The following is a 21925-nucleotide window of genomic DNA, read 5'->3' as shown; positions in this document are numbered from 1 at the left end:
TGCTTCTATCACTGTCTATACTTGTATAATTTAAAAATAGTACCCATGAAAAAATATTTTTTAGCCCTACTCCTTTTGCCACTGCTTTCTTGTGGAAAAAATAAAAATAATACTGAAATTCCAACTGCAGCATACCAAACTACTACAGCGGTCGAACAGACTATGAATCATGCTAAATGGAATGCCTTATTGCAAAAGAACGTTTCTAAAAACGGAAAAGTAAATTATAAAGCCTTTCAAAAAGACAGCAACCAACTGCAAGGGTATCTTAATGAGCTATCGGCAAATGTTCCAGCAAAATCGTGGTCTAAAAACGCTACACTTTCCTATTGGATAAATGCTTACAATGCCTATACTGTGAAGTTAATTTTAGACAATTATCCAACCAAAAGCATCAAGGACATCAATGATCCATGGGGTAAAAAGTTCTTTTCTTTAGGAAACAAAAAATACAGTTTAGAAGAAATCGAACATGAAATACTTCGAAAAATGGACGAACCAAGAATTCATTTTGCTATCAATTGCGCTTCTTTTTCTTGTCCAAATTTACTAAATGAAGCCTATACTGAAGCGAAATTAGACCAGCAATTAACCGCTTCTGCAAAAAGTTTCATTAATGACAAAACAAAGAACACTATAACTGCAAACAAAATTGACATTTCAAAAATATTTGATTGGTTCTCAGGTGACTTTAAGAAAAAAGGGACGCTTATTGATTTTTTAAATCAATACAGTACCGTTAAAATTAGTAGTAAAGCAAAAGTAAATTACAAGGAATACAACTGGAGTTTGAATGAATAAAATTTCGATAATAATACCCATTTATAATGAAGTAAACAGCATCATCAAGCTGCTATCACATCTTGAAAATAAAACATTTCAAAAAGAGTCAATCGAAATAATCTTTGTTGATGGCTGCAGCACGGATGATTCGCAAGAAAAAATAAGAACTAATTCCAATGTAAAAATAATCCAAGCAGAAAAAGGGAGAGCCATACAAATGAATGCAGGAGCCAAAGCGGCAACAGGAAACATTCTTTATTTTTTGCATTGTGATAGTTTACCCCCGCAGCAATTTGACCGCATTATAAATGATGCAGTTCAAAAGGGAAATCTAGCAGGCTGTTTCCGAATGAAATTTGATTATAGACATCCTGTTTTAATGATTTCTCAATGGTTCACTCGATTCAATCATATTTCCTGCCGTGGCGGGGATCAGTCGCTGTTTATCACTAAACAATTATTTAAAGAAATAAAGTGCTTTGATGAGCATTTTATCATTTATGAAGATAATGAAATTATTACTAGGCTTTACGCTAAAAAACAATTTGTCGTACTTCCTGATTATGTAATTACTTCGGCTCGGAGATATCAGCAAAATGGGGTTTGGCGTTTACAATACCATTTTAGTATCATTCATCTTAAACGCAGATTAGGTCACTCTACTGAAAGTATGCTTCAGTATTATAAAAAAAATATCCTGTAAGCTTATCTTTCGAAAACAAATTTGACAGCTTAAAAACAACGACTACAAAATTAAATAGTTCCTGATGAAAAAAATTGCCCTCGTTTTAATAGTTTCCATTTTTATACTTATTGGATGTAAATCAAATGAAGAAAACTCAGAATTTACAGTCAAAGTTGAAGAGGCGCACCATAAAGAAGATTTTTTAACTAAAGAAGCGGTGCAGTTTAATTTAAAATTAGAGTTTGGCGGAAAAGAAAGAATGGAGGCCAAATTTACTATTCTTACCAATTCTACTAAAGGGGTAATTGAGTATAAAAATGGTGCGAAAATTATTTTTGATAAAGATAAAGTGTTCTATTCTTCAACAATTCCAAATGAAGAATCTGTTCGATTTGATGCTTTCACCTGGGAATATTTTTTCCTTTTTCCTTATAAATTGACTGATCCAGGAACGATATGGAATAAGTATGATAACAAAGAAAAAAATCAGAAAAATTACCTGACTGAAAAGTTAACATTTAAAAGAGGAACTGGCGATGCGCCAGATGATTGGTACGTGGTTTATGCTGATAAAACAACAAAATTACTGGAAAAAGCAGCTTATATTGTAACCATAAAAGCAGGTAAAGAAGCCGCTGAAAAAAATCCGCATGCGATTCAGTATTTAGAATATAAAGAAGTGGATGGTATTCCTATGGCGACAAAATGGGTTTTCTGGGGATGGGAAGATGGAAAAGGTCTTACCGATGAATTAGGACATGCAACGCTAACCGATATCAAATTTGTTAAAGCGGATACGGATTATTTTACGCCTGGAGCTAACTTTAAAATGAAATAGAGTAGTTTAATTTTAAATGTCTAACTTTAAAAGTCGATGGTGCAGCTTTTTATTGAAAATATAACGAACAAATTCATTTAATATGGAACGTATTGTCATTATAGGTAACGGAATTGCGGGAGTTACGCTTGCGCGTCACATTCGAAAAAAATCGGATTCAAAAATTATTATTGTCTCTTCTGAAACTGAGTTTTTCTTTTCTCGTACCGCTTTGATGTATGTGTTTATGGGACACATGAAGTTTGAGCACACGCAATCCTATGAAAATGATTTTTGGAAAAAAAATAAGATTGATCTCGTTCAAGGATTAGTTACGAATGTAGTTCCTGATTCAAAAGAAATTGTCTTACTGAGCAAAGAAAGAATTGCTTTTGATAAATTAGTAATTGCCACTGGATCAAAATCCAATAAATTTGGATGGCCAGGACAAGATTTAAAAGGTGTTACTGGTCTCTACCATAAACAGGATTTAGAAGCTTTAGAGAATTGGGCACCTTCCACTAAACGCGCTGTTATAGTAGGTGGTGGTTTAATTGGTATCGAATTAGCCGAAATGTTGCGTTCCCGCAATATCTCTGTCACTTTTTTGGTCCGTGAAAAAAGTTTTTGGGGCGGTGTTTTGCCTTTCGGCGAAAGCCAAATGATCAACCGCCATATTCTGGAACATCATATCGATTTAAGATTAGATACTAATTTGGTCGAAATTCTTTCGGATGAAAAAGGACATGCCAGAGCAGTCGTGACGGATAAAGGAGAAACTATTGATTGCGAGATTGTTGGTCTAACAACTGGTGTTTCACCAAACATTGATTTCTTAAAAGATTCCGGAATAGAATTAGGAAAAGGAGTGAAAGTAAACCGTTTCTTAGAAACGAATATCAAGGATATTTACGCTATAGGAGACTGTGCAGAACAGCATGAAGCCATTGATTTACGCCGACCAATAGAAGCCGTTTGGTATACTGGTCGCATGATGGGAGAAGTATTGGCACAAACATTAACCGGCACTCGGACCGCATATAAGCCGGGGCATTGGTTCAATTCGGCTAAGTTTTTAGACATTGAATATCAAACGTATGGATGGGTTTGGGCTAAAGCCAAAGAGGATGAGGAACAGTTCTACTGGGAACATAAATCGGGTAAAAAAGCAATCCGGATTTCATTTGACAAAAAAGAACGAACTTTTTTAGGAATCAATACTTTTGGGATACGGATGCGTCACGAGTTCTTTGACAAAGTCCTGACAAACAAAGAAAAGGTAGATTATGTTATTCATCATTTGGCTGAAGCTAATTTTGACCCAGAATTATTTACTTCTCATACCGAAGAAATCCAAAAGCAATTTATTAGCCAATTCGTTAGTGTAAAAACAATATAAAATGAGCAAATCAGTTAAAAATATATCCATCGCCTCTCACGAGAACCAGCAGATTGATGGAATCCAGAAATTAGGTATTACACTTGGGTTACTAGGCCTCTTCATTATGACATTAGCCTTATTTAATGTTTCTTTCCCTAATAAAGGATTTTGGCTAGCAGGATCTATCGTTGCCATTTTTACCGGAATTGTTGTCTATGCCAATAGAACTTACCTGAACCAACCAGAGGGAATAAAAAACAACGGCGTGTGGCATAAAAACTTTACTAATAAAGGAAGTTGGGCTTGGATGACGGGCATTATACTAACCTCTTTTTATATTGTATTGTACTGGTTTCCAAAATATTTAGGACTGAATCAAGACGGCGGAACAAACACTGGAATTGTTGGGTTTTTTGATCCTTTAAGTTACATTTTAAATGGAAAAGCAGCTAGCCAATGGTTTGTGTACGGAACATTATATACCGTTGCCATTCTGGGATTGGGCTATAAGTTTATTTTAAAATACCTTCATAATAAGTATCAGTTAGTACGTACGATTTCGGTTATGTTTTTTCAGTTGGGATTTGCTTTCTTAATTCCTGAAATACTCGAAAAATTGAATCCTGAGAAAGCTTATTTTGCCAAGGATTTGAAAAACATGTGGCCACTAAATTATTATTTTTTCAATGACTGGCATTTAAAGAATATGCTTCAAGGAGGCAATTTAGGCATGTTCATGTTGCTATTCGGGATAGCTATGATTTTTATCATCTCCCCTATTCTGACCTATTTTTATGGAAAACGTTGGTATTGTTCTTGGGTTTGTGGTTGCGGTGGTCTGGCCGAAACTGCCGGAGATAGTTTTAGACATCTATCCAGTAAGACTGCAACATCCTGGAAAATTGAGCGCTGGTTAATTCATTCTGTTTTGGCTTTTTCTCTGATTATGACAATTGCAGTGATCTATTCTTTTTTATCTACAAATCCTGAATTGAGTTTAGTAACCCGCAATCAATTCATTTGGGGGGTGGTAGTATTTCTATCGCTATTCACAAGTGCTATTTATATATTTAAAAGAAAAGAATTGGATACTGATGCGGTATACACGCTACTGACCCTAATGGTTATCATTATTGGTGCTATATTAATTAATTACTTTTCGGGGAATGAAAACATATTATTCATAAATACTAATTCGCTAAGAGAATGGTATGCATTCGCAATAGGATCGATTTTTAGTGGCGTAATTGGGGTAGGATTTTATCCTATTTTTGGAAATCGGGTGTGGTGTCGTTTTGGATGCCCCATGGCTGCAATTTTAGGTTTACAACAAAGATTATTTTCAAAATTTAGAATAACTACTAATGGTGGTCAATGTATTTCTTGCGGTAATTGTTCTACTTATTGTGAAATGGGGATTGATGTTCGCAGTTACGCTGAAAAAGGAGAAAACATTGTTCGTTCTTCCTGCGTAGGTTGCGGTATATGTGCGGCAGTATGTCCTAGAGGAGTATTGAAATTAGAAAATGATACACCAGCAGGCCGAATCAATTCGAATGAAATTCTGCTAGGAAACGATGTCGATTTAATGGATTTAATTAACCAAAAATAAGTATCTCCTTTTTTTTTATCCTTATTTTCGCCCAAGTAATCAGTCTTTATGTAAAAAGACTCAAAACACAATATGAAGAACATCAAAGTAATTATTCCTGCTTATAACGAAGAAAAATCCATAGGGCATGTCATTAAAGATATTCCTAACAGCGTTTCGGAAATAATTGTTATCAGCAATAATTCTACAGATAATACGATTCATGTAGCGAAGAATGCTGGAGCGACAGTACTATCTGAAAATAGAAAAGGGTACGGTTATGCTTGTCTCAAAGGAATGGAATACATTGCTCAGCTAGAAAAGAAGCCAGATATTATTGTTTTTTTGGATGGAGATTATTCTGATTATCCGGAGGAATTAACTCAAATCATTGCTCCCATCGTGAATGATAGTATTGATTTTGTTATTGGTGCCAGAGTAGCCCATCTAAGGGAAAAACATTCGATGACACCACAGCAGATTTTTGGAAATTGGTTGGCAACAACGTTAATGAAAAACTTTTTTAATGCTACATTTACTGACTTAGGTCCCTTTAGAGCCATTAAATATGAAAAATTAGTCGCCTTACATATGGAAGATAAAACCTATGGATGGACAGTCGAAATGCAGCTTAAAGTTCTAAAACAAAAAATGTCTTACGTAGAAATTCCTGTACGCTACAAAAATAGAATAGGAGTTTCAAAAGTATCAGGTACTTTAAAAGGAAGCATTATGGCTGGAATAAAAATAATAGGCTGGATTTTTAAATACGCATTTAAATAATATGTTACTACTTACTTATATTATTGTAATTCTATATGGCATTTCGATTTTGCTCTTATTTTTCTATAGTTTAGCCAATTTTAACTTACTGCTGAATTATTTAAAAAGTAAAAAGAGTACTGATCAGTCTATACAATATGACCTTTCAAATGCCAGCGAAGTTCCCTATGTAACCATTCAACTTCCTATTTTTAACGAAAAGTATGTAGTGGAACGCTTATTAACTACAATCGCACAAATGGACTATCCAAAAAACCGATTAGAAGTTCAAGTTCTTGATGACAGCACTGACGATAGTGTTCTAGAAACAGAAGTATTAATCCAGCAAATTTCAGAGTCTGGACTGGACATAAAGCACATTAGACGCACCAAAAGAAACGGTTTTAAAGCAGGAGCCTTGAAGGAAGGTATGGACAGCGCCAAAGGAGAATTTATCGCTATTTTTGATGCTGATTTTGTCCCTCAAAAAGACTGGCTTTATAAAACGATTCCTTATTTTAAAAATCCAAAAATTGGAGTAGTTCAAACCCGCTGGGGACACCTGAACCGCAATTATTCGGTTTTGACAAGGATTCAGGCTTTTGCTTTAGATGCTCATTTCACTTTAGAACAAGTGGGACGAAATTCTAAATTGCATTTCATCAATTTTAATGGAACTGCTGGAGTATGGAGAAAGCAATGCATCCTTGATGCGGGGAACTGGGAGAGTGATACCCTGACCGAAGACTTGGATTTGAGTTATCGCGCTCAGTTAAAAAACTGGGAATTCAAATATCTAGAAAATGTAGTTACACCTGCTGAATTACCTGCTATTATTAGTGCCACCCGATCCCAACAGTTTAGGTGGAATAAAGGAGGCGCCGAAAATTTTAGCAAGAATGCCACTCGCGTTCTACAATCAAAATCTATTGGATTCAAAACAAAAGCTCATGGAATGTTGCATTTATTGAACAGCACTATGTTTCTGGCTATTTTTACAATGGCCGTTTTAAGTGTACCTATGTTGTATATCAAAAATGAGTTCTCGCAATTTGAAAAAGTTTTTGACTTGTTAGTCTTTTTTGTCATTACGTCCATCCTCTTTTTTATTAGTTACTGGGCGACATACAAAAGTATTCATGGAGGCGGTTTTAAAAATTTTCTAACATATATTGCTTTATTCATCACATTTTATACCATCGCTATGGGATTTTCATTTCACAACTCCATCGCAGTATTAGAAGGTTTGTGGGGTAAGAAAAGCGAATTCGTGCGTACTCCAAAATTGAATATCGAAGGATTTAAAGAAAAATGGAAACAGAATAGCTATATTTCAGATACTATTTCAAAAAACATCATTGTTGAAGGAATATTGATCCTCTACTTTATTTTTGCGATGTATAGTGCTTTTCGATTAAATGATTACAGCTTGATTGCTTTACATTTAATGCTTTTCCTCGGTTTTAGTTTTGTATTTGTCAAATCAATACAAATCAATAAATGAGTTTGAATTCTTCAAAGAACATAAAGTCCTATGGCTTTCTAGCATTAAGCACTCTAATCTATGCCTATATCGCTTATGTTTTAAAACGAACCGATTTCCTCTATTTACTGCTTTCTTATAGTTTTTTGTTTGTCTCTTTTTATCAAATTATAAAATTGCAGAAAGACAATCTCCCTTTTTTAATTGGAGCAGCAATGGTATTTCGCTTGGTTTTTCTTTTGTCTTTACCCAATTTATCTCAAGATTATTTTCGCTTTATATGGGATGGAAACCTTATCCTTGAAAATATAAATCCCTATTTGCAGTTGCCGAAAGACTTAATCAATCAAAGCACCTTTATTATTCCGAATGCCGATGAATTGTATCAAGGAATGGGAAGTTTGAGCGCAGGACATTATTCTAATTATCCACCCGTAAACCAATTATTTTTTGCTGTTGCGGCCTTTTTTAGTCAGCAATCTATACTGGTAACAGCAATAGGTATGCGACTCCTTATTATTGCTGCCGATTTTGGGACGTTTTATTTTGGTGGTAAATTACTTGTCCGCTTAGGAATGGAGAAGCACCGTATTTTTTGGTATATATTAAATCCATTGATAATTATAGAACTAACCGGCAATTTGCATTTTGAAGGAATCATGCTTTTCTTTTTTGTTTGCGCAATGTACCTATTAGATCAAAATAAATGGAAATTAGCTGCCTTAATTTTGGCGTTATCTATTTCTGTGAAATTGCTCCCATTATTACTTTTGCCTCTCTATTTTAGAAAATTAGGATGGAAAAAGGCTATTTGGTTTTACACTATTGTTATTGGTGTAAATGTGTTGCTCTTCCTCCCCTTTCTTTCGAAAGAATTAATTCAGAATTATAGCGAAACCATTGGATTGTGGTTTACTAATTTTGAATTCAACGCCAGTATCTATTACATTATCCGTCAGATTGGTTTCTGGATAACTGGATACAACATCATTCATATCAGTGGAAAAATCATTCCTGTTTTTATGGTTGCTTATATTGCTTTCCAAGGTTTAAAAGAGAAAAACAAAAATAGTGTCACACTGTTCAACAGCATGTTATTAGTTTTGACTGTCTATTTTTTCACTTCCACGACAGTGCATCCCTGGTATGTAATCAACCTTATTTTGATTGGTGTTTTTACATCCTACAAATACCCTCTTTTATGGAGCTACACAATAATTCTCAGCTATAGCGCCTACTCAAAAACCGAATTCTCGGAAAATTATTGGTTAATTGCTATCGAATATAGTACGGTTTTCCTTTTCCTTTTTTATGAAAAAAGTAAGATTTTAAGGTCGGAAAAAAGAGTATATTTGGATTTTTAACCAAATAGGCAAAATTAATGGACCTGATAAAAGAAAATTCAAAATCCGTTTTAGAGCAATGGGTCAATCAATTTAGTGATGAACTCTATTCTTGGGCATTTTTTAAAACTTCTTCCAAAGAAGTTGCCGAAGATCTGGTACAGGATACTTTCTTGGCTGCATTTCATAAAATAGATAGTTTTCAAGGAAAAAGCCAACCAAAGACCTGGTTGTTTTCTATACTCAACAATAAAGTGATTGACTATTACCGATTGACTGCGCGAACTACAAAGAAAAACTTCAGTTTGACCGAAAATAGTGGTTATGAAATTTCTGATGGACTTTTCAATAAATATGGCTGCTGGAAAACGAATGATATCAATGCCGTTTGGGAACAAGAAGAGGAATTATTAGACAATCCTGATTTTAATTCGGTGATGGAAGCATGTATGGAAGACCTGCCACAGAAATGGAAATTAGCCGTAACCTCCAAATATTTAAGCGAAAAAAAAACAGAAACCATTTGTCAGGAATTAGAAATTACTGCGTCTAATTATTGGCAGATTGTTCATCGATCTAAGCTACTTTTAAAAAAATGTCTAGAATTAAAATGGGTTTAATCAAACTTTAATATTCGAAGAAAATGAATACAGTAATGAGAATATTGTTGAGACCCTGCAAAAAGACAACAGAGTTAATCGACAAACAAATGTTCACTCCTTTGACTTTAAAAGAAAAAGTGCAATTACAAGCGCACAAAGCCATGTGTGGAACTTGCAATGCTTATGAAAAACAATCCAAATTACTCGAAGACCTCATAGGGAAATGGTTTGCAACTGACTCCTACAAAAAATATTCAACATTAGACGAGGACAAGAAAAATAAAATTATTGAAGAGATTAAAAAAATCTAAGCTATTTTAATTTGTCAGGAATTAGTAATAATCGTGTCTATACCTTTATTAGAAACCAGTGTATAAAAACATGAAAATGATTGCTGACTTACTTTCCAAAAAGAATTCGCTTTTACTAGGTTTTTTAATCAGTTTAATTGGTGCATTACCCTTAGGATACATCAACGTTATCAGCTTACAAATTTTATTGGAACAAGGAAATTGGGCATCACTCGCCTTTATTCTAGGAATTATTTCTATCCAATACTTTGTACTGACAACAGTAAATAAAATAGCGCGCTGGCTCGTTAATCAAGAAAAATTACTGTTACTCATTGACCTTTTCACCATTATATTCCTTTTAGCAATTGGCTTATACTTCATTACTACTACAGATAATCATGAAAATAGTAATGTATCTCAATTTAAACTGGCACAATATCCTTTTCTTTTAGCACTATTTTTAAATAGTTTAAATTTTATCCAGTGGCCCTATTGGTCCGGAATTTATATCTACCTTTTTAGAACGGCTAAACTAGATACCAATAAAATGACTAACAATAAATTTGTCCTAGGAGCTCTTCTGGGAACTAGTTTAGGGATGTTTGTTTTTGCGCATGTTGGACAATTTTTAATAGTAGCAAATCATATCAAAATGAGTACTTACCTTAACCCTATTTTTATGATTCTTTTCTTGTTATTAGCTTTAATACAAACGGTGAAATTTATTTTAAAAAGGAATTTGGTACTCCGTAAAAAAATAAACCGATTTTAAAACCTGCAAAAAAATCTTAAATTTCATGTAGAAATTAGTATTCCCTTTTTTAATAATTAACTTTACTGTTATGAAAAAAGCTTTTTTTATACTAGCTCTACTTTTATTGATAATTGTGAGCGGATATTCTTTCTATCACTCCTCTACTACTACCGAGTCACCTGATAAAACCAAACTAGAATATAAAGGAATGAATTTGGTCGCGCCAATCAAGGAATTAAAAAACACCACTTTTGATGAATTGACAGCGAATCATATTAATTCGATATCTTTAATTCCATACGCTTTTGTTGATGTAGATGATGCCTCGGTCCACTACAATAATAAACGACAATGGTGGGGAGAAAGAACCGAAGGAATCAAAGCTAGTAATCAAATCGCCCATGATTATAAAATGACAGTAATGCTAAAACCTCATCTTTGGATAAACCACAATTTTTATACAGGGAATTTAGATTTTTCAACGGATGCCGAGTGGAAAAAATGGGAATCTGATTATGAGAAATATATTCTTGATTTTGCCAAACTAGCCCAAAAAGAAAACATCGAACTCTTTTGTTTCGGAACTGAATTAGGAAATTCCGTTGAAAAACGACCTAAATACTGGTTGCAGCTAATTCAGAAAATTAAAAAAATATACTCCGGAAAACTAACCTATGCCGCAAATTGGGATGATTTTGACAAAGTACCATTTTGGAATGAGTTGGATTACATCGGGATTGACGCCTATTTTCCTTTGTCTGACGCTAAAACCCCCGCAGTATCTGATCTTAATGAAGCTTGGAAAAAATACATTATAAAAATGGAAAAGCTTCAAGCAAAAACAAGCAAGAAAATACTCTTTACAGAGTTTGGCTATCGCAACTCTGATCAAGCAGCCAAAGAACCTTGGACAGAAAATCAAAATAGCATTAATAATTTGGCGCAGGCCAATGCGTATGAATCCTTATTTCAAACCTTAACACAAAAGGCTTGGTTTGCTGGGGGTTATGCTTGGAAATGGTATGCGGATGCTTATCATAAAGAAAAAAGAAATAGTGTTGATTATACTCCGCAGGAAAAACCCGCGCTACAAACCATTAAAAAATGGTACAAATAATTTAAAATTTAAGCAATGACGATACAAAAAAGTAAACCCGTAATAATTTTTGATGTAAATGAGACCTTACTAGACATGAGTCCATTAAAAAAGTCCATTAATACACTACTTGGTAATGAGCAGGGATTCCGAATCTGGTTTGGAATGTTACTGCTCTACTCCACTGTATCGAATAGCATTAATGAGTATCATGACTTTGGTACAATTGCAGCAGCTACATTAGCGATGGCAGCTACCTCCATGAATAAAAAAGTTAATGAGGATGAAATTAAAGAAGCCCTTTCAACAATTTTAACATTACAAGCTTACCCAGATGTAGAGAAAGGATTAAAGCTCTTGAAGGATCATGGTTTTAGATTGGTTACATTGACCAATTCCCCACCACAAGCGCTAAAACAACAGTTACTCAATTCAAATTTAACCGATTACTTTGAGCAAGCATTAAGCATCGATAGTCTTAAAAAATACAAACCAGAAGCAGAAACCTATTTATGGGCGGCAAAAAAACTAGCGGCAACTCCCCAAGAAATGCTAATGATTGCAGCACATGGTTGGGACATAGCGGGTGCCTCACATGCTGGCTTATCTACTGGCTTCATTGCCCGCGAAGGGCAATCATTATACACTTTATCCAACAAGCCAAATTTTCAGGCTAATGATATTTTAGCGATGGCACAACAATTAGTTGCTTTCTATAGCGAATAACTTAACAATACATAACAAAAAAGGGAGATTATTTCACCTGAAACAATCTCCCTTTTTTGAATTAAATGTTTAACCACTATTTATTTAGACTCTTTGAATAACATCGCTGCAGAATTCATACAATATCTTAATCCAGTTGGTTGAGGTCCATCGTCAAAAAGATGTCCTAAATGCCCTTCACAACGCGCACATACAATCTCGCCACGCACCATTCCCATGCTTTTGTCCACCACTTCTTTAACTCTATTTTTGTTTATAGGAGCATAAAAACTAGGCCATCCTGTTCCTGAATTAAATTTTGTTTCAGAAGCAAAAAGAGGCAATTTACATGCCGCACAAAAATAGTTTCCTTTTTTATGGTTCTCATTAAATTCATTTTGAAAAGGACGCTCCGTTCCTTTTTTTCGCAAAATATTATATTGTTTGTCCGTGAGTATCTTTTTCCATTGTGCATCCGTTTTTATAACTTTCTTCAAAGAGGTATCCGTCAATGATAATGCGGGTTGCTGCTGCATAGTTGTTTCTACTGCTGCGCTTTCTTTATCTGTTTTATTTGCTTGCATACATGCCATAAAGCTAAAAGCGATTACTGGTAATAGTAAGATTTGCTGATATATTTTCATAATTTTAATGATTTGGTTTTAATTTTCCTTTGTATGTTTTTATAAACTTGTTGTAGCGCGGTAATGAAACCCCTTTTACATAAGGCTGATTGGGATTGTTTTTTACATAATTTTGGTGGTACCCCTCGGCTTCATAAAAATCAGAAACGGGCTTAACCTCGGTAACAATAGGATTTGCGAATACTTTATTGGCGGTAAGCTCCTTAATTTTGTCTTCAATAATTTTTTTCTCAGCTGCATTTTTATAAAAGGCAATCGAGCGGTAGGAAGAACCACGATCAGGACCTTGCTGGTTTGGTGTTGTAGGGTCTTGCGAGGCAAAAAACACAGTCACTAATTCTTTGTACGAAACAACTTTAGGGTCATAATAGACCGCTACAGACTCGGCATGTCCTGTCCTTTCAGCGCCCACTTGCTCATAGGAAGGATTTTTTATTTTTCCTCCAGAATATCCAGAAACTGCTTCGTCAACTCCTACCACAGCTTCAAAAACGTGTTCACTGCACCAAAAGCAACCCTCGGCAAAAACAGCAACTGCTTTCCCTTTCTTGGGTTCTAATGACAATTTCTTTGTTTGCGCGTTACAACTTATAATTGTAAACAACACTACTACGTAACTTGCTAATTTAATTTTCATTTGTTTGTTTTTATTTGTTTTATCGAATCTACTAACTCCTTTGCTACTACTGATTTTACATCTTCTAGTAAACGTGCTCGTCTTATAACCTAATCTCTCCTAATTTACGGCTTATTTCCAGTTTTGGTTTTAAAATAAACCTTAAAGTTTTGTTAGTTTTTTACACGTAGCGTTTCTAATATCTTTTCCTCAAATCCTTGCAACGCTCTTCGGGCGTATTTTACCTTCTTTTGGCTTTTAAATTTATAGGAAACCTCAAGAAAATTTTTAAAAGGTTTATTTGGTTGAATGGCTAAGGCATCGTTCTTTTTATAGGTGACTTTTATGGGTATATTTTCATAATAAGTAAAATATTCCGGATGCGTTACAATACCTAAAGTCGAACAATCAAATGGTATAAATCCACGAACACCAAAATAGCGTTCGTTCAATTCCATCCAAGGTTGCACAATATCATACAGCCACTTATCTGCGTCATTTGTTAAATCTAAACTAGCTAAATCAATTTTCCCAATATGCGTATAAGAACTCGGCTCATATCCTGCAAACTCTAACGGAATAGTAGAATGCAACAATACATCCATGGAAGCGGTATCGAATTCATAGTTATAATCAAATACATTTACTTTTCCGTTGCCAGGATTAAAAGGCAATCCGGGCGTTCTGGCAGCACAAATCACCACACGATCAATTTGCGGAATAATGTCAGGATGGTTTTTGACTAAAGTCGCAATATTGGTCATTGGTCCAAGTGCCAAAATAGTGAGTTTTTCTTTTTTCAATGCTTGGTACAACGCTCTAGTCCCATCATTTTCAGTTCCTAAATCATTGGCGAAAGCCGAGCCTTTATAAACAGGAATTGCGGCTCCTTTGTTGTGCCAATTCAAAATTTTATTAATGACACCGTAACCATAATCAACATAGGTGATATTGCTGATTCCCACAATTTGAATTTGAGGTTGTTTGAGTGCCATAATCAGTGTGATGCCATCATCTACCTCACGAGCTTCTTTGTCTGGCATTCCAATCATGATATCAGTGTCGAACCAAACTTTGGTTTGTGCCGTAATACCAGTTGTAAGTAGTAGAAAAAACAGTATTTTATAAATTTTCATCTTTATTTCATTATTAATTGATTTGCTAATTCTAGCAGTTTTCCTTTCTCATTTAACTCCATTTGTAATGGCAATTGCGCCAATCCTATTAAGCGACGCATCATTTCGACACCCACAAAACCATTCAAAATTTCAGGATTTAAGTCTGCAAAAGCAGCGTATTCTTTTTCTATGACAGTTATCAAGCTAACATCTTGTTGGCTCAGATACAAATGTGCGATTAAAACACCCAAATCAAATTCTCTCAAACCAAAGTAGCAAAATTCTGGATCAATAATTTTAATGCCATCATCGGTTTTTAACCAACTCCCGGGATAATAATCACCGTGCAATAGATATTTCCCCTTAGAAAGATACAAAGACCCCAACAGTTCCACCTTGCTTTTTAGTGCCGCGTTTTTTTTGTACGGTAGCGCTAATTCTTGTAAACCCATTTGAACGGAATCCAAATCAAACCCATTCTCTTCAAGAAATGGATATCGAAAAATATGTTCATAATTCAGTTTTCTCAATTCCAAATTAGCCAATTCATCATCCATTTTCGTTTTCTGAAAATGAGTGTGCAATTCGTTCAGATAAGAAACCAAAACTGTAATTTCTTCGGCCGTCAATCGCTGTTTTAAATCATACAAAACACTGAAATCATTGGATTTTCCCAAATCTTCCAACAGCAAAATATTGCTTACTTTATCCAATCCTAACAAATGAGGCATTCTACTTTGAACGGCGTTTGCGCTAGCAATTTTTTGATAAAAGCCAGCTTCGGTAATCACACGTTCCGCCGGTGCTAGGACTTGCGGATATTTTTCAACGTAAGCACGAGATTGCTTAATGATAAATGTTCTCAAATTAGTAGTAACTCTCAACACATAATTCATATTTCCTTCGCCCGGCTTTGTCAACGAAAGAATAGATTCTGCATCAGCTAACCATTGATTTTCTTTTAAATATTGAGCCAATTCTTTCGGCTCACTGGCATTAAGTATAAACATAATTTATTGTTATTAAATGGGGCGTTTCCGCCAAAAAAAGGCGGTCAGGCTATCCGCTGCAATCTTTTTTGGGCCAAAAAGCCCAAAAAAGGATTTTCACTTCTATCCTTAACGCAAAAAAACATAGGTTCAAAATCCTGCGAAATTCCACAACCTCGCAGGATTGGAATTTCTAAAATAAATACCGCACTCCAAATTGAAACTGTCTTGGTGGCGAAGCATTTCGCTTCGTAAATAATCCACTAGCAGTAGAACCTCCTTGAATTTGGTTGCTTTGGGTCGCATTGTTGCTATACCCACTTAAATTTTCAGCATTGAACAAATTGAAAATATCTGCACGCAATTCAATTTTATTGTTTCCCGATATTTTAAATTGATGTTGCAAACCGATATCAAAAGTAGTACTCCAAGGCAAACGATCGCTATTTCTGCTTTCTCCTGGATAACGGTCGCTATTCCCTTGATACGCATCACTAAAACCAGAACCATCACCATTCAAATCAGTAGTTCCAAAACCAAGAGGAATACGATTTATCGGTTGACCACTTTGCAAAAGTCCAGCCAATGTTAGCGTTGTTCCCGTAAACGGATAATAGCTATAAATTCCGTTAATATTGTGTGTTCGATCATTTATAGATGGCCCCCATTCATTGCCGTAGTTATTGCCATCCATTGCTCTAAAGTTAATGTCTTCAGTGTCGTTTTTTAAAGAAGATAAAGTATAATTCAAACGATACGAATACTTGTCTTCTCCTCTCGCTTTTTGATAATTCAAACTCATCGCATAGTATCTTGACTTCCCTTCTGTTTCACTAATTACCACATTTCTGGCAACTCCTTTCACGGTTTGTCCATTGATGGTTGCTGCTGCATTTGAGATTGGTATAGGTCTTGTTGCGTCCGCTTGAGATGGTGTTCTAACAATCACGTTATTCGGATCAACAGTGTACTCAGCAGCAGCGTTCAAATTTCTCAAACGAAACAAATTTTCCCCGCGATTATGCACTAAATCAACAAAAAACAATTTATTTTCATCAACTTGTAGTTGGTACCCCAAAGAAAACTGCTGAGAATAAGGATTGTTATACCCGTTCGGATTTAAAATACGTCTTTCGTTAGAAAAAACTCCTTCTCGTTGCGCTTGCAATTGGTCGCCACTTGGTCCTTGTAAATAGGTAACATTTGTTACACTCGCTGATATGTTTCCGTTGAAAGTAATCGCATCCAGATTAGTATTTGCTGGAAGTATTCCTAAAGTAATAAATTGTTGCAATTGCTTTCTATAATCTGCTGATTTCGTGTTTTGTTGCAAGGCATCACTATAAATTGCATAATTAATTTTGTCGTAAGCAATCCCATAACCCCCACGAAAACTACTTTTATTGGTTAATTTATAATTAAAATTAAATCGGGGAGCAAGATTGTTATTATCGCCTTTGTTGCTTCCTCCTTTAGACAAATTATCATAATCATACCGCAATCCGAGCGTAATATTTAATTTATCAGTAACCGACCATAAATCCTCCACATAAGCGGAATATATATCTTGATGCGTTCCAAATGAAGCGGGCCGCAATTCTACATTATAATTCGCGACCGTCGCATTTGATGGAATATCATTCATCGATAAACTGCTTCCCACACCACTGTCATTTAATGCATCAATTTGTGATTGTGTCAATTTAACGGTATAATTTCCATTTGGATTTCCACCACCAAACAAATCATGATTGCCTCTGATGTAATTCAATCCTCCCTTCAAGGTATGATTATCTAAATAGTATTTGAATTTTTGTTGTATTTGAACTGTATTTTCAACAGCTTTAAACAAATATCCTGGATGGCCTAAAACAGCTAACGTTTCATCATTAGTTCCTAAAACCACTACTTGTGGGTCGTTCACATTCTGAGGATTGGCATAATCCCAATTAAAATGGCTGTATTGAACGTTAGTTTCCCCGCTTATTTTACCAAAACTATACGAGTTTTTTAAAGCCAGTAAAACGCTATTTCTCTTTTGCGTATTAGCCGAAGATGGAAAAGCAACACCACCTTCGAGTCCTCCGCCTTGTCTTTCGATATCCACTAAACCAACATTGGCACGAATGGAACTTCTGAAATTCTTGTTCCAATTTTGGTCAATTTTAGAAGAAAAATAATTAAACGTATTGGTTCCTCTAACCGTTTCATTCACACCCAAAGCAGGAACATTCAATAAATTATCTTTAACGTCAGTAGTATGCTCAAAATTGAAATAGTAGAACGTCTTGTCTTTTACAAAAGCTCCACCAGCTCCGCCACCAGCTTGATAGCGTGCAAAACCATCTTTTACTTGATTCCCTGACAAATCACGTTGCGCAAATGAAGAATGTCCATCAATGGATGGTCCCGGTCTTGTAATAAAAAAAGCTTCTCCTCGCAATTCGTTAGAACCGGAACGAGGCGTAATATCGATGATTCCACTTCCTGTCAAGCCATATTCTGCCGAAAAATTACTGGTCAAAACGGTAATATCTTTTACAAACCCAGATGGTATGGCAAACTTTTGACCTCCTAGAAATCGTTCGTTATTGTCTAATCCGTCAATCAAATAGGAGGTAAATAAACCATTGATTCCATTAATACTCACGTTGGGCGCTTCCGCATAAAATCCTGTGGCTTGCGAAACATTGGGTAATCGATATAAAACCCGTGTAATATCTCGGCCTTCAACTGGAATTTCTTGAATTTCAGCAGCTTTTAGTTCCGAAGAAACTTCGGCATCACGCCGATTTATTTTGGAAGTCGAACCAGTAGAAATTACAACCTCATCTAATTGTTGTGCGTTACTTTTTCTTAAAATTAAAGTCACATTTGGATTTTGATTCGAACGAATGCTAATAAAATCAGAACTTTCAGCAGCAAAATCCTGAATTCCTTCAGAAATGATTTGGTACCCATCAAGCGCTTCCAAGTTTCTAAAAATCACTTTACCTTGTATGTTTGAACTTTGAATTAATTGTAGGTTTCTACTTTTATTTACTAAAACTACGGATAAATTAGAAACTGGTTTTTGTGTTGCTGCATCAATAACAGAAACGGTTAAATCTTGTTGAGCCATTGCTATTGTTGATACAAACAGCACTGCCCAAATATAAAATTGCTTCATTTGGCTTGAATAATTAATTTAAAAAAGTTTTAAACGGAAGTTGATCAGCTAACAGGCGACCCTTTATTAAAATTCAAAGGATGATAATCATAGGAAAAAAATCCTGTATCAAAATAATTTTGAATTTTATTTATGGACAAAAAAGAAAGAAGTATTTTTCTAAAAGTATCGGAGAATGATAATTTATGAGTAGCTTTTTTAAAATCAAAAGCGTCATTGCAATCATTCAAACGAGGAAGATAAGCGATTGATTGCGTTTTGTAAAGTGTTTGTACAGCTGTCAAAACCCCTTTTGTTTGCCAAGGCAAAGTTTCAAATAAATCGGCATTAAATTCCGATTTTGAAATACCTATTAAATAAGCGCCACCAGAATAATCGGAACCAATAACTAAATCATTGGTTTTTAAATCCTTTTCGGCTTGAAGCAAATGCTGTACTTTCAATTCAATACAATCATTTCCAATGACAATAACTTTTGCAAAACCTTTAACAAAAACGGCTTGGATAGCATGCGTTATTTTTTCTCCAAAAGTGGTGCCAACTTGACTATTTTCATCTGAAACAAAATAAGGTAATTTGGATTTTTGAATAAGTTTTGTAACATTACCATTCATTTTTTTCCACAATAATACGTTTTGCTTTGAACAAGATGCAATTGGTTTTAAACCACTTTCTATCTTTTCACTTTGAGCAAAAAGCAGGACGGCAGTAGTTGTAGAATAATCCTTTATTGTATACATAAACGTATAGACGAAACTCTCTGTTAAAACTGACAAAAAAAATAAACTATTCAAATTTCACTTCAGTTTTCAGGAATTGAATTTTTATTGGTTCCTAAAGATAATATTTTAATATTCAAATATATGAAAACACTCCTTTTATAAGCTTACAAATTGTCGTTGCATTTTATCCGCTTAACTAACTATTTTAAATTAGACCAATAAATTTTCATAACTTAGTTTTGTCTAAGCGAAAAAAATATAAAAAGCCTCTCAACCTTTTTATCACTTAGATTTGCAAGACAGCTTATGAAAAATTCAATGTACTTAAATGAAACTCGACACTCAACCTGGCTCGAACTCTTTTTTGATCTAATCTTCGTTGTGGCATTGGGAAAGGTGACGCATCTCTTCGCCCACACTCATAACAATGAATTAGACAGTCGAGTATTTTTAACATTCATTATATTGTTTTTACCTTTTTGGTGGATTTGGGTACTGCACACCTCGTTTTCAAATAGGTTTGATAATGATAGTCGGTTCCATAGAATATTTACGCTGCTCATTATGTTTGTTCTTATAATTTTATCTACGACCATCGATTCTGGAATTGACAATAACTATTCAGTTTTTTTAATGGTGTATGGAATAGCAAAAATAATAACTGCTGGACTATACGCTAAGGATATTCAGAAAATAAAAGGTAGATCAATCAACGGTCGAATTATTGGGGTATTGGCTTTTGGAACGACGCTTGCTTTATCTGGCATATTTTTCTCATTTAAAATAGCTGCATTACTGCTAACCTTCAGCATTATTATAGAAATTATTATTATTCAGACTACTCTTAATTCTAAAAATTCTACAAAACCAGTGGATAAAGAACATTTAGTAGAACGCATAGGGTTATTAGCCATTGTACTTTTAGGTGAGTCTATAGCATCATTGACATCGGGTCTTACTAAAGTAGATTGGACTATTTTAACTATTGCCACTGGACTGGTAGGCTTTTCGATAATCGCTATGATCTGGTGGATTTATTTTGATTCGTTAAACTTATTGATTGAAAGTAAAAGAGATAAATATGGAACTGGTATTATCTACTCACAATTATTAGTTTATATGTCGTTTGCCTTACTCGCTAATACAATAAGGCATGCGATCCTTAACGATTTAAATTTGTTTGAATTTAGAATTTTAGCGATTTCAGGAATGTTGTTACTATATATTGGAAAACAAACCGCATATGCAATCAATGTACCGGAAAATGGCAAATATAGGATAATAAATACATTAATCGTACTTGGTATTGCCACAGCATCCTTGCTTTTAGAAAGAGTGCAATACATTCTTTTTGGGATGGCATTTTCTTTTGCGATTTACATAGTCCTTAATTATAAAACACAAATGAAACTATATGGTAAAGTAAATTTTTGAACTTTTCTTCTATAATTTTATCAACATAAACCTGAGCAAAAACTAAAAAAGGGAGATTGCTCTCCCCTGTTTGTTTTTTATTTCTCATTGCAGTCAACAGCACTAAATTTATATTTCACACGCTCAAAATCGATAGGCTCGCCTTTAGCAAAATCAGAGGCTCCCATCATTGTTTGTATTTTCCCATTACCTAAGATAAGTTGGTTGTTTCGCTTTAGAAATGCCATTGGGTTTTTATACGTTTTTTCTTTATAACCGCCCTGGGTAAACGTATAACTGGCAAATAAAGTATCACCACGAAATTCTCCGACGATTTCACCAACCTTTTTCGGCATGTTAGCAATTGTCATCTCCATATTACCTGTTATTTCTCCATTTTTGAAAGTGTTTATTTTCAAATCAAGTGTATCTTGCTCATAAAGCGCCTTGTAACACTGTACGGACATTGGTTCTTCGGCTTTCTTAGCTTCAATGATTTTTTCACTTTGATTATTTTTACAACTTTGGAGTCCAACACAAGTCAACAGCAAACAAAAAAGGCCTAAGTTTTTCATAATAGTTTCTATTAGTTAATAATTTTGGCAATAGCCAATGCTAATTTACGAATAAATAGCGTGCATTAATGTAGAATTTATATAAAATTTTATGGGTAATTATCTTAATAAAACAATTGTTTATACCCAAAGCTAAACTAGTATGGCATACATTTATATGAAGCAACTACTATCAATTATATTAATTGCAAGACACATCTCAAGCAAAATGGATTATTGCTGCTTATTTGAACACAATTTTAAAATTATATTTAACTCCATACATTTTTAATCTATCTATAAAAGACCGGACAGATCTATTCTTATATATAAACTTGGCTAGGTAATTATAGAACCCAATATCTTATAGCCATCCGCTTCTTCTATTGCTATAACTATAACTTG

General features: G+C 34.5%; 21 protein-coding genes. 14 read left to right on the top strand and 7 right to left on the bottom strand.

The window, feature by feature from the left end; translation table 11 throughout:
- The first annotated feature begins 45 nt into the window (after positions 1-45).
- The 13 genes from IWX84_RS02810 to IWX84_RS02750 all read left to right on the top strand — a co-directional run bounded on the left by IWX84_RS02810 (position 46) and on the right by IWX84_RS02750 (position 12316).
- A complete protein-coding gene (locus IWX84_RS02810; protein ID WP_196849241.1) occupies positions 46-801 on the top strand; it encodes a DUF547 domain-containing protein in 756 nt (251 codons plus the stop codon).
- A complete protein-coding gene (locus IWX84_RS02805) occupies positions 794-1486 on the top strand; it encodes a TIGR04283 family arsenosugar biosynthesis glycosyltransferase (RefSeq protein ID WP_196849240.1) in 693 nt (230 codons plus the stop codon). The genes IWX84_RS02810 and IWX84_RS02805 overlap by 8 nt, the downstream gene beginning before the upstream one ends.
- A 64-nt stretch (positions 1487-1550) precedes the next feature.
- Positions 1551-2306, top strand: a complete 756-nt coding sequence (locus tag IWX84_RS02800; RefSeq protein ID WP_196849239.1) for a DUF6503 family protein — start codon at positions 1551-1553, stop codon at positions 2304-2306.
- Positions 2307-2388: 82 nt separating this feature from the next.
- The gene (locus IWX84_RS02795; protein WP_196849238.1) at positions 2389-3684 is read left to right on the top strand and encodes an NAD(P)/FAD-dependent oxidoreductase; all 1296 of its coding nucleotides are present in this window, start codon (positions 2389-2391) and stop codon (positions 3682-3684) included.
- 1 nt (position 3685) lies between these two features.
- Entirely contained in the window at positions 3686-5278 is a 1593-nt protein-coding gene (locus IWX84_RS02790; RefSeq protein WP_196849237.1) for a 4Fe-4S binding protein, read from the top strand.
- A gap of 72 nt (positions 5279-5350) precedes the next feature.
- Positions 5351-6040 (top strand): glycosyltransferase family 2 protein, encoded by a 690-nt coding sequence (locus IWX84_RS02785; protein WP_196849236.1) that lies wholly within the window; start codon positions 5351-5353, stop codon positions 6038-6040.
- A gap of 1 nt (position 6041) precedes the next feature.
- Positions 6042-7523 carry a cellulose synthase family protein gene (locus IWX84_RS02780; protein ID WP_196849235.1) on the top strand — a complete coding sequence of 494 codons (1482 nt, stop codon included), beginning with the start codon at positions 6042-6044 and terminating at the stop codon, positions 7521-7523.
- Positions 7520-8866 carry a glycosyltransferase 87 family protein gene (locus tag IWX84_RS02775; RefSeq protein ID WP_196849234.1) on the top strand — a complete coding sequence of 449 codons (1347 nt, stop codon included), beginning with the start codon at positions 7520-7522 and terminating at the stop codon, positions 8864-8866. Before IWX84_RS02780 ends, IWX84_RS02775 begins: the two co-directional genes overlap by 4 nt.
- A 17-nt stretch (positions 8867-8883) precedes the next feature.
- Positions 8884-9465 carry a sigma-70 family RNA polymerase sigma factor gene (locus IWX84_RS02770; protein ID WP_196849233.1) on the top strand — a complete coding sequence of 194 codons (582 nt, stop codon included), beginning with the start codon at positions 8884-8886 and terminating at the stop codon, positions 9463-9465.
- 23 nt (positions 9466-9488) lie between these two features.
- A complete protein-coding gene (locus IWX84_RS02765) occupies positions 9489-9758 on the top strand; it encodes a hypothetical protein (protein WP_196849232.1) in 270 nt (89 codons plus the stop codon).
- A 70-nt stretch (positions 9759-9828) separates the two neighbouring features.
- Positions 9829-10512 carry a hypothetical protein gene (locus tag IWX84_RS02760; protein ID WP_196849231.1) on the top strand — a complete coding sequence of 228 codons (684 nt, stop codon included), beginning with the start codon at positions 9829-9831 and terminating at the stop codon, positions 10510-10512.
- A gap of 70 nt (positions 10513-10582) precedes the next feature.
- On the top strand, positions 10583-11611 hold the full coding sequence (locus tag IWX84_RS02755) for a glycoside hydrolase family 113 (protein ID WP_196849230.1): 1029 nt from the start codon (positions 10583-10585) through the stop codon (positions 11609-11611).
- Between the two features lie 15 nt (positions 11612-11626).
- On the top strand, positions 11627-12316 hold the full coding sequence (locus IWX84_RS02750) for a haloacid dehalogenase type II (protein ID WP_196849229.1): 690 nt from the start codon (positions 11627-11629) through the stop codon (positions 12314-12316).
- A gap of 80 nt (positions 12317-12396) precedes the next feature.
- Here IWX84_RS02750 and msrB read toward each other — a convergent pair whose 3' ends face one another.
- The 6 genes from msrB to IWX84_RS02720 form a co-directional block, all read right to left on the bottom strand.
- The gene (msrB, locus tag IWX84_RS02745) at positions 12397-12939 is read right to left on the bottom strand and encodes a peptide-methionine (R)-S-oxide reductase MsrB (protein WP_196849228.1); all 543 of its coding nucleotides are present in this window, start codon (positions 12937-12939) and stop codon (positions 12397-12399) included.
- A gap of 4 nt (positions 12940-12943) precedes the next feature.
- Positions 12944-13576 carry a peptide-methionine (S)-S-oxide reductase MsrA gene (gene msrA / locus IWX84_RS02740; protein ID WP_196849227.1) on the bottom strand — a complete coding sequence of 211 codons (633 nt, stop codon included), beginning with the start codon at positions 13574-13576 and terminating at the stop codon, positions 12944-12946.
- A 152-nt stretch (positions 13577-13728) separates the two neighbouring features.
- Positions 13729-14691 (bottom strand): nucleoside hydrolase, encoded by a 963-nt coding sequence (locus tag IWX84_RS02735; protein ID WP_196849226.1) that lies wholly within the window; start codon positions 14689-14691, stop codon positions 13729-13731.
- 2 nt (positions 14692-14693) lie between these two features.
- Positions 14694-15683, bottom strand: a complete 990-nt coding sequence (locus tag IWX84_RS02730; protein WP_196849225.1) for a phosphotransferase — start codon at positions 15681-15683, stop codon at positions 14694-14696.
- Positions 15684-15855: 172 nt separating this feature from the next.
- Positions 15856-18831, bottom strand: a complete 2976-nt coding sequence (locus IWX84_RS02725; protein WP_196849224.1) for a TonB-dependent receptor domain-containing protein — start codon at positions 18829-18831, stop codon at positions 15856-15858.
- A 44-nt stretch (positions 18832-18875) separates the two neighbouring features.
- Positions 18876-19571 (bottom strand): DUF2064 domain-containing protein, encoded by a 696-nt coding sequence (locus IWX84_RS02720; protein ID WP_196849223.1) that lies wholly within the window; start codon positions 19569-19571, stop codon positions 18876-18878.
- A gap of 288 nt (positions 19572-19859) precedes the next feature.
- Between IWX84_RS02720 and IWX84_RS02715 the strand changes: the two genes are divergently transcribed.
- A complete protein-coding gene (locus IWX84_RS02715) occupies positions 19860-20987 on the top strand; it encodes a low temperature requirement protein A (RefSeq protein WP_317192096.1) in 1128 nt (375 codons plus the stop codon).
- A 77-nt stretch (positions 20988-21064) separates the two neighbouring features.
- Here the strand turns inward: IWX84_RS02715 and IWX84_RS02710 are convergent, their stop codons facing one another.
- On the bottom strand, positions 21065-21541 hold the full coding sequence (locus IWX84_RS02710; protein WP_196849221.1) for a hypothetical protein: 477 nt from the start codon (positions 21539-21541) through the stop codon (positions 21065-21067).
- Between the last annotated feature and the right edge of the window lie 384 nt (positions 21542-21925).

Origin of the sequence: Flavobacterium sp. CG_9.10, assembly GCF_015752245.1 — a bacterium.
Lineage (GTDB): Bacteria > Bacteroidota > Bacteroidia > Flavobacteriales > Flavobacteriaceae > Flavobacterium.
This window is presented reverse-complemented; position numbering and strand designations above follow the sequence as displayed.

Excerpts from the sequence above, each read along its gene's own strand:
- IWX84_RS02780 (WP_196849235.1), top strand. The coding sequence starts at position 6,042 with ATGTTACTACTTACTTATATTATTGTAATTCTATATGGCATTTCGATT.
- IWX84_RS02785 (WP_196849236.1), top strand. The coding sequence starts at position 5,351 with ATGAAGAACATCAAAGTAATTATTCCTGCTTATAACGAAGAAAAATCC.
- msrA (WP_196849227.1), bottom strand. The coding sequence starts at position 13,576 with ATGAAAATTAAATTAGCAAGTTACGTAGTAGTGTTGTTTACAATTATA.
- IWX84_RS02760 (WP_196849231.1), top strand. The coding sequence starts at position 9,829 with ATGAAAATGATTGCTGACTTACTTTCCAAAAAGAATTCGCTTTTACTA.
- IWX84_RS02805 (WP_196849240.1), top strand. The coding sequence starts at position 794 with ATGAATAAAATTTCGATAATAATACCCATTTATAATGAAGTAAACAGC.
- IWX84_RS02775 (WP_196849234.1), top strand. The coding sequence starts at position 7,520 with ATGAGTTTGAATTCTTCAAAGAACATAAAGTCCTATGGCTTTCTAGCA.
- msrB (WP_196849228.1), bottom strand. The coding sequence starts at position 12,939 with ATGAAAATATATCAGCAAATCTTACTATTACCAGTAATCGCTTTTAGC.
- IWX84_RS02765 (WP_196849232.1), top strand. The coding sequence starts at position 9,489 with ATGAATACAGTAATGAGAATATTGTTGAGACCCTGCAAAAAGACAACA.
- IWX84_RS02730 (WP_196849225.1), bottom strand. The coding sequence starts at position 15,683 with ATGTTTATACTTAATGCCAGTGAGCCGAAAGAATTGGCTCAATATTTA.
- IWX84_RS02735 (WP_196849226.1), bottom strand. The coding sequence starts at position 14,691 with ATGAAAATTTATAAAATACTGTTTTTTCTACTACTTACAACTGGTATT.
- IWX84_RS02725 (WP_196849224.1), bottom strand. The coding sequence starts at position 18,831 with ATGAAGCAATTTTATATTTGGGCAGTGCTGTTTGTATCAACAATAGCA.
- IWX84_RS02750 (WP_196849229.1), top strand. The coding sequence starts at position 11,627 with ATGACGATACAAAAAAGTAAACCCGTAATAATTTTTGATGTAAATGAG.
- IWX84_RS02810 (WP_196849241.1), top strand. The coding sequence starts at position 46 with ATGAAAAAATATTTTTTAGCCCTACTCCTTTTGCCACTGCTTTCTTGT.
- IWX84_RS02720 (WP_196849223.1), bottom strand. The coding sequence starts at position 19,571 with ATGTATACAATAAAGGATTATTCTACAACTACTGCCGTCCTGCTTTTT.
- IWX84_RS02770 (WP_196849233.1), top strand. The coding sequence starts at position 8,884 with ATGGACCTGATAAAAGAAAATTCAAAATCCGTTTTAGAGCAATGGGTC.
- IWX84_RS02710 (WP_196849221.1), bottom strand. The coding sequence starts at position 21,541 with ATGAAAAACTTAGGCCTTTTTTGTTTGCTGTTGACTTGTGTTGGACTC.
- IWX84_RS02790 (WP_196849237.1), top strand. The coding sequence starts at position 3,686 with ATGAGCAAATCAGTTAAAAATATATCCATCGCCTCTCACGAGAACCAG.
- IWX84_RS02715 (WP_317192096.1), top strand. The coding sequence starts at position 19,860 with ATGAAAAATTCAATGTACTTAAATGAAACTCGACACTCAACCTGGCTC.
- IWX84_RS02755 (WP_196849230.1), top strand. The coding sequence starts at position 10,583 with ATGAAAAAAGCTTTTTTTATACTAGCTCTACTTTTATTGATAATTGTG.
- IWX84_RS02795 (WP_196849238.1), top strand. The coding sequence starts at position 2,389 with ATGGAACGTATTGTCATTATAGGTAACGGAATTGCGGGAGTTACGCTT.
- IWX84_RS02800 (WP_196849239.1), top strand. The coding sequence starts at position 1,551 with ATGAAAAAAATTGCCCTCGTTTTAATAGTTTCCATTTTTATACTTATT.